This is a genomic window from Pantoea ananatis LMG 2665 (genome assembly GCF_000710035.2).
Classification (GTDB): domain Bacteria; phylum Pseudomonadota; class Gammaproteobacteria; order Enterobacterales; family Enterobacteriaceae; genus Pantoea; species Pantoea ananatis.
The window spans coordinates 562,490-569,181 of the sequence record NZ_JMJJ01000006.1 but is presented as its reverse complement, the minus strand read 5'-3'; the positions used below and the strand labels follow the sequence as shown (position 1 = coordinate 569,181).

Genomic DNA, 6,692 nt, shown 5'->3' with positions numbered 1-6,692 from the left:
GGGAACTGCCAGGCATCAAACAGAAAAGCCCCGTACGAAAGTGCGGGGCTTTTTTACGTCTGCAACGCGGTAAAAAGCCAATACTGAGCCGATTATCGCGCGCGGAAGGCCCCCTTTGGGCACTGAAAACTTTCGAATGCTCCTTTCCATATCAATAAAACGCCGGCTAAAAACCGGGCAACTGAGCTCAAACAGGGTTGTTAGCGTAATGAAACGCGATTATAAGCAACGCTGGCAGCTGAGGCATTGTGCAACCACAGTTAACGCAGTGCGATTATTCGCGTAGCAGAAGAATATCATGCTGAGCGTCATGGGGGGAAACCGCACCTCCGTCGTAGACGAAGATGCGGGGAGAGATAAGAGGGGTTAGTGGATAACCTGGGACAGGAAAGCGCGGGTACGCTCTGACCGAGGATTAGCAAAAAACTCCTGCGGAGGAGCGACTTCCACGATCTCACCGCGATCCATAAAGATCACTCTGTCGGCTACCGTACGGGCAAAGCCCATTTCGTGCGTCACACAAAGCATTGTCATACCATCTTCGGCCAGTCCAATCATCGTATCGAGCACTTCCTTCACCATCTCTGGATCCAGAGCAGAGGTCGGCTCATCAAACAGCATGATTTTAGGCTTCATGCATAGCGAACGTGCGATAGCTACGCGCTGCTGCTGTCCCCCAGAAAGCTGGCCGGGAAACTTATGCGCATGTTCCTCAATACGAACACGCTTGAGGTAGTGCATAGCAAGCTCTTCGGCTTCCTTTTTGGCAATTTTACGCACCCACATGGGCGCCAGCGTGCAGTTCTGCAAAACGGTAAGATGAGGGAAAAGGTTAAAATGTTGAAACACCATACCGACCTCGGTACGGACCCGCTCAATGTTGCGCACATCATCATTCAAATGAATACCATCAACCACAATACGGCCCTTCTGGTGTTCTTCAAGATGGTTGATGCAGCGAATTGTGGTGGATTTGCCTGAACCTGATGGACCACACAAGACGATACGTTCCTGGGGTTTAACCTGAAGATTAATATCTTTCAGCACATGGAATTGCCCATACCACTTGTTCACATTTTCCAGCGAAATCATCGCATTGGTTGAACCAGTTATTATTTGTGTCATAGAAACCTCAGTGCGATTTGCGCCCGGTGTGAAAACGTTTTTCCAGATACTGGCTGTAACGCGACATGCTAAAACAGAAAATCCAGTAGACCAGCGCGGCAAAGACATAGCCTTCAGTAGACATGCCTAGCCAGGCGGGATCGACGGTAGCCTGCTGCACGCTACTAAACAGATCGAATAAACCAATAATGATGACCAGGCTGGTATCTTTGAATAACGCGATAATGGTATTCACCAGTCCTGGAATAGTCAGCTTTAAGGCCTGCGGAAGGATGACCAGCATTTGCGTCTTCCAGTATCCCAAAGCCAGCGATTCAGCAGCTTCATACTGCCCCTTAGGCAAGGCTTGCAGTCCACCACGTACCACCTCTGCCACATAAGCCGACTGGAACAAGATCACGCCAACCAGTGCACGCACCAGTTTGTCGATGGTCGTTCCTTCTGCCATAAACAACGGCAACATGACCGAAGACATAAACAGAACGGTTATCAGCGGCACGCCGCGCCAGAACTCAATAAAAATCACTGACAGCGTTCGCACCACCGGCATCCGGGAGCGTCGTCCCAGCGCCAGTAAAATCCCCAGCGGTAAGGCGCCAGCGATACCAACGGATGCAATGATCAGCGTCAGTGTAAGCCCACCCCATTGACGGGTTTCCACCCGGTCCAGCCCTAAGAAACCGCCATACAACAGAAACCAGACAACAAGGGGATAGCATACTGCCCATGCGGCAATGTAGCGTCCACGGTAAGGCAGCCGTTTAATAAACATCGGCACAATGGATGCCAGCCCAATGACCAGCGCCAGGTTGATGCGCCAGCGCAGTTCATGTGGATAAAGCCCATACATAAACTGGCCAAAGCGGGCATGAATAAAGACCCAACATGCCCCCTCTTTCGTACAGTCTGCGCGTGTTGTGCCGAACCAGTTTGCATCGAAGATCAGCCAGTTCAGAGCAGGTGGAATCACATGCCAGATAAGCCAGATGCAAAGCAGCGTCAGACAGGTATTAAACCACCCTGAAAACAGATTTTTGCGCGCCCACAGCCAGGCCCGGCTCAGCGGTGATGAGGCTATCTGCGGTGTTTCGTGTGTAGTGACAGACATAGTTATCCCGTTCTCTTAACGCTCAACCAGCGCGATTTTGCGGTTGTAGAAGTTCATCAACATTGAAATTAGCAGGCTGATAATCAGATAGACGCTCATGGTGATAGCAATGGTTTCGATGGCCTGGCCGGTCTGATTCAGGACCGTTCCGGCAAACAACGACACCATATCGGGATAGCCAATTGCCGCAGCCAGAGAAGAGTTCTTCACAATATTCAGATACTGGCTGGTAAGGGGAGGAATGATCACGCGCATCGCCTGAGGGATAATAACCTGACGCAAGGTGACCGGATTGGGTAATCCCAGCGAGCGGGCCGCCTCATGCTGCCCATAGGGCACAGCCTGAATACCTGATCGAATGACTTCCGCAATAAACGAGGAGGTATAAATCGACAGCGCCAGCGTCAGTGCCGCCAGCTCAGGAATCATGACGAAACCGCCCCTAAAGTTAAAGCCGCGTAACTCAGGAATGTCCCAATGCATGGCTGCGCCAAAGCCCAGATGTGCAATGAAGGGAAAGAGTAACAACATCAAAATGGCGACAGGCCAGGTGCGACGAAATTGACCGGTTTTAAGCTGATGCTGACGGTTGAAGCGGAACAGGGCGTAACTCGCGACAACAGCCAAAACGAGGGCAAAAACAAATGGCCAGCTTCCCGGTGCATAGGTCGGCCAGGGCACATACAGGCCACGGTTGCTGACGAAGGCCAGATCGAAAGCATTGAGCGCCTGACGGGGGCCGGGCAGGTTACGTAATACCGCAAAATACCAAAAGAAGATCTGGAGTAAGGGAGGAATATTGCGGAAAGTTTCAATATAGATATTGGCGATTTTACGCAGTAACCAGTTATCTGACAGGCGTGCCAGTCCGATAAAAAAACCCAGAACAGATGCAAAAACAATACAGAGTGCCGAAACCAGTAACGTATTGGTCAGCCCGACCAGAAAGACGCGTGCGTAGGTGTCACCCTCAGTGTAGTCAATAAGATGCTGAACAATGCCGAAACCCGCATTGCGCTCCAGAAAACCAAACCCGGAAGTAATACCGCGATTAGCGAGATTGATAACGGTGTTGTGGATAAGGTAGCCCACCACAGCAACTACAATAATGATCGCAACTATCTGGTAAAGCCAGGCTCGAACCGTGGGATTACCGAACGAAAAATCCCTTTTCACGGTTGGGCGTTGTGACATGTTTAAACCTCAATAACAAAAGCTTTGCTGGGGCACCGTAGAAAACGGTGCCCGACGGGTTGAGGCGCGATTAACGTACCGGTGGCGCGTACTGAATACCGCCCTGATTCCAGAGTGCATTCTGGCCACGAGCGATTTTTAACGGGCTGTCTTTACCGACGTTGCGATCAAAACTTTCCTGATAGTTACCTACCTGTTTAATGATGTTGTAAGCCCATTTGTTATCCAGCTTCAGGTCTTTGCCGAAATCACCTTCAGCGCCCAGCAGGTGAGCCATATCAGGTGTTGCCGGTTTAGCCGTCATTTCATCAACGTTTTTGGAGTTGATGCCCATCTCTTCGGCGTTCAGCATGGCGAAAAGCGACCACTTAACAATGGTGAACCAGTCATCATCACCGCGACGTACAAGCGGCCCCAGTGGTTCTTTAGAAATCACTTCAGGCAAGACGATAAAGTCGTCTGGCTTACCTAATTTAATGCGCAGGGCGTACAGCTGAGACTGGTCAGATGCCAGCGTATCGCAACGACCGCTGTCCAGTGCCTTAGCGGATTCATCAGAGCGATCGAAGGTGACCGGCGTGTACTGCATTTTGTTGGCTTTGAAGAAGTCAGCGACGTTCAGCTCGGTATCGGTGCCCGCCTGAATACAGACGGTCGCACCGTCGAGTTCTTTCGCGCTCTTCAGACCCGCTTTCTTGTGAGTCAGGAAGCCAATGCCGTCGTAGTAGTTGACGCCGGTAAACATGAAGCCCATGCCGCCGTCACGTGATGAAGTCCAGGTGGTGTTGCGAGAAAGCACATCGACTTCGCCGGACTGCAGCGCGGTAAAACGCTCTTTTGCCGTCAGCGGGGTGTACTTCACTTTTGTGGCGTCGCCAAATACGGCGGCCGCGGCAGCACGACAGATATCCACATCAAGGCCGGTAAATTTGCCGCTGGCATCCGCATAAGAGAACCCCGGCAGGCCATCGCTGATCCCACACTGAATGAAGCCTTTCTTTTTAATCGCATCGAGTGTAGGGCCTGCATGGGCCTGCTGAGCAACGGCAAGCAGAGAAGCCGCAGCAACCAGAGTAGAGAGCATCATCTTTTTCATAAAGCATCCTGTGTGGCATGTCATGTTGTGTTGTTATGTATTGCGCACTTTATTGTGCGTCCTGTCTGTGGCGAACGGCCCCCCACGACTTTGCAAAGCCAGTGCCAGGTTTGCAGAATCCTGAAGTCACCTGAAAGATCGGGTAATAATCTGAATTATCTGGAAGGCTGCGTTAATATGACGCACCAAAAGGAAGCATTTCGAGTCGTAGGGATCACATTTAGTGCAAAATGTTTCACTATTTAGCAACATTGTGAGCAGCGTTGCATGCGCTGACTGCAAGCAGGGTGCTCGTTGCGAAAAAAGTAAAGCAGGCTCACACAAGGCCGCTATAGCGGGGCTGAGAGGCAGGAAACGGGAAAAGACAGGGTTGGAAATGAGGACGATATGAAAAAGGCAGCCCGTTAAAAATCACGCTGGCGACTGCAACTACAGTTACCATATTTGACGCAACTGTTTCACAAGTTTTAAAACAATTTGTGTGTCAGGGCACAAATAAAAACGCCAGCCCTGAGGCTGGCGAGATTAACGGCCTGAACCTGAATCAGTTCATGCCGTATTTTTTCAGTTTCTTACGCAGCGTACCGCGGTTGATACCCATCATCAGGGCAGCACGGGTCTGGTTGCCACGGGTATACTGCATCACCATGTCCAACAGAGGCTGCTCGACTTCAGCCAAAACCAGCTCATACAGGTCACTAACATCCTGACCATTCAGTTGAGCAAAATAGTTCTTCAGTGCCTGTTTAACCGAATCACGCAAAGGTTTTTGAGTTACCTGATCCTGTGAGTTAACGGTAGAAACGGTCAGTACGTCAGAATTTACGCGTTGTTCGAACATAGTTCTTTCAGCTCTTTATTTCGTTACGCAAGATTTTCGAAGTATGCCTCCAACGCCTCCAGCTGTTCGCTGGCATCCTCAATGGCGTTGAATGTGCGCCGAAACTGGTCATTTGGGGCATGTTCCTGGAGATACCAGGAGACGTGCTTTCGCGCTATACGGTATCCCTTGCCTGAACCGTAAAAGTCGTGCAGCTCACGTATATGCGAAACAAGCAAACGCTTGACCTCTGCCAGTGGCAGCGGGGCAAGCAGCTCCCCAGTGTCCAGATAATGCTGGATTTCCCGGAAGATCCACGGTCTTCCCTGAGCAGCACGTCCTATCATCAGAGCATCGGCTCCGGTGTAGTCGAGCACTGCTCTGGCTTTATGCGGGTCAGTTATGTCTCCATTCGCGATAATCGGAATAGAAACACTCTGCTTAACTGTCCGAATACTGTCGTATTCAGCGTCTCCGTTGAACAGGCAGGCACGAGTGCGGCCATGTATCGTCAAAGCCTGAATGCCACAGCGTTCAGCCAATTGGGCAATCGCGACACAGTTTCTGTTTTCTGGATCCCATCCGGTACGGATTTTCAGTGTTACCGGGACATCAACAGCATTTACCACGGCAGAGAGAATTGACTCTACTACTGAGGGATACTGCAGTAAGGCGGAGCCCGCCATTTTGCGGTTCACCTTTTTCGCCGGGCAACCCATATTAATATCAATAACCTGTGCACCAGCATCAACATTAATACGTGCAGCCTGGGCCATCTCACTGGGATCACAGCCTGCAATCTGGACGGCACGAATGCCGGGTTCATCACTGTGCACCATGCGTAAACGAGATTTGTCACTGGCCCAGACTTCGGGATTTGATGACAACATCTCAGAAACCGCCATTCCTGCACCCATCTCGTGACAAAGCGTTCTGAAAGGCCTGTCGGTAATACCGGCCATCGGCGCTGCAATCAGTCGATTTCTCAGCTGGAGGTTTCCAATGCGCATGAAGTCGTAATGCCATACTGTGTCTGCAAGGCGGCGTATATTACGCATTTTTTTATGAAGATGAAAGGCCAAACTTTGAACAATTCACAAGAAAACCGCTTTTATCCTGCCCGGACCCTGTTGATAAGGATAAATAACAAGATAAATCAGTAGATTAAGTGTTTGTGTTTATTTTGTGAACAAAGGTTTTTCCGACGAAGATTCGGTATTCACCAGATAAAAAACGTCACATACCGTGATTAACGATACAAGCAGCGGTTTTATCAACCACAAAGACTGCGCCACAGGAGGGTTTAGCCTCAGCCGATTGCAATCGCGGCTCTGGGTGAAACACTGAAC

6 protein-coding genes are annotated in these 6,692 nt (G+C 50.5%); all 6 read right to left on the bottom strand.

Annotated features, from left to right (window positions below):
- Positions 1-366 precede the first annotated feature (366 nt).
- The 6 genes from EL29_RS16165 to dusB all read right to left on the bottom strand — a co-directional run bounded on the left by EL29_RS16165 (position 367) and on the right by dusB (position 6,353).
- Positions 367-1,125, bottom strand: a complete 759-nt coding sequence (locus EL29_RS16165) for an amino acid ABC transporter ATP-binding protein (RefSeq protein ID WP_028715860.1) — start codon at positions 1,123-1,125, stop codon at positions 367-369.
- Positions 1,126-1,132: 7 nt separating this feature from the next.
- Positions 1,133-2,233 (bottom strand): amino acid ABC transporter permease, encoded by a 1,101-nt coding sequence (locus tag EL29_RS16160; protein WP_013027444.1) that lies wholly within the window; start codon positions 2,231-2,233, stop codon positions 1,133-1,135.
- A 15-nt stretch (positions 2,234-2,248) separates the two neighbouring features.
- Complete coding sequence (locus EL29_RS16155) at positions 2,249-3,427, bottom strand: amino acid ABC transporter permease (RefSeq protein ID WP_014594745.1); 1,179 nt, start codon at positions 3,425-3,427, stop codon at positions 2,249-2,251.
- Positions 3,428-3,497: 70 nt separating this feature from the next.
- On the bottom strand, positions 3,498-4,523 hold the full coding sequence (locus EL29_RS16150; RefSeq protein ID WP_014604880.1) for an amino acid ABC transporter substrate-binding protein: 1,026 nt from the start codon (positions 4,521-4,523) through the stop codon (positions 3,498-3,500).
- A gap of 544 nt (positions 4,524-5,067) precedes the next feature.
- Positions 5,068-5,364, bottom strand: a complete 297-nt coding sequence (gene fis, locus EL29_RS16145; protein WP_003855228.1) for a DNA-binding transcriptional regulator Fis — start codon at positions 5,362-5,364, stop codon at positions 5,068-5,070.
- Between the two features lie 23 nt (positions 5,365-5,387).
- Positions 5,388-6,353 carry a tRNA dihydrouridine synthase DusB gene (dusB, locus tag EL29_RS16140; RefSeq protein WP_014604881.1) on the bottom strand — a complete coding sequence of 322 codons (966 nt, stop codon included), beginning with the start codon at positions 6,351-6,353 and terminating at the stop codon, positions 5,388-5,390.
- Positions 6,354-6,692 lie beyond the last annotated feature (339 nt).

Bases quoted from the DNA above. Each gene is read 5' to 3' on its own strand.
- EL29_RS16165 (WP_028715860.1), bottom strand. From the start codon at position 1,125: ATGACACAAATAATAACTGGTTCAACCAATGCGATGATTTCGCTGGAA.
- EL29_RS16160 (WP_013027444.1), bottom strand. From the start codon at position 2,233: ATGTCTGTCACTACACACGAAACACCGCAGATAGCCTCATCACCGCTG.
- EL29_RS16155 (WP_014594745.1), bottom strand. From the start codon at position 3,427: ATGTCACAACGCCCAACCGTGAAAAGGGATTTTTCGTTCGGTAATCCC.
- EL29_RS16150 (WP_014604880.1), bottom strand. From the start codon at position 4,523: ATGAAAAAGATGATGCTCTCTACTCTGGTTGCTGCGGCTTCTCTGCTT.
- fis (WP_003855228.1), bottom strand. From the start codon at position 5,364: ATGTTCGAACAACGCGTAAATTCTGACGTACTGACCGTTTCTACCGTT.
- dusB (WP_014604881.1), bottom strand. From the start codon at position 6,353: ATGCGCATTGGAAACCTCCAGCTGAGAAATCGACTGATTGCAGCGCCG.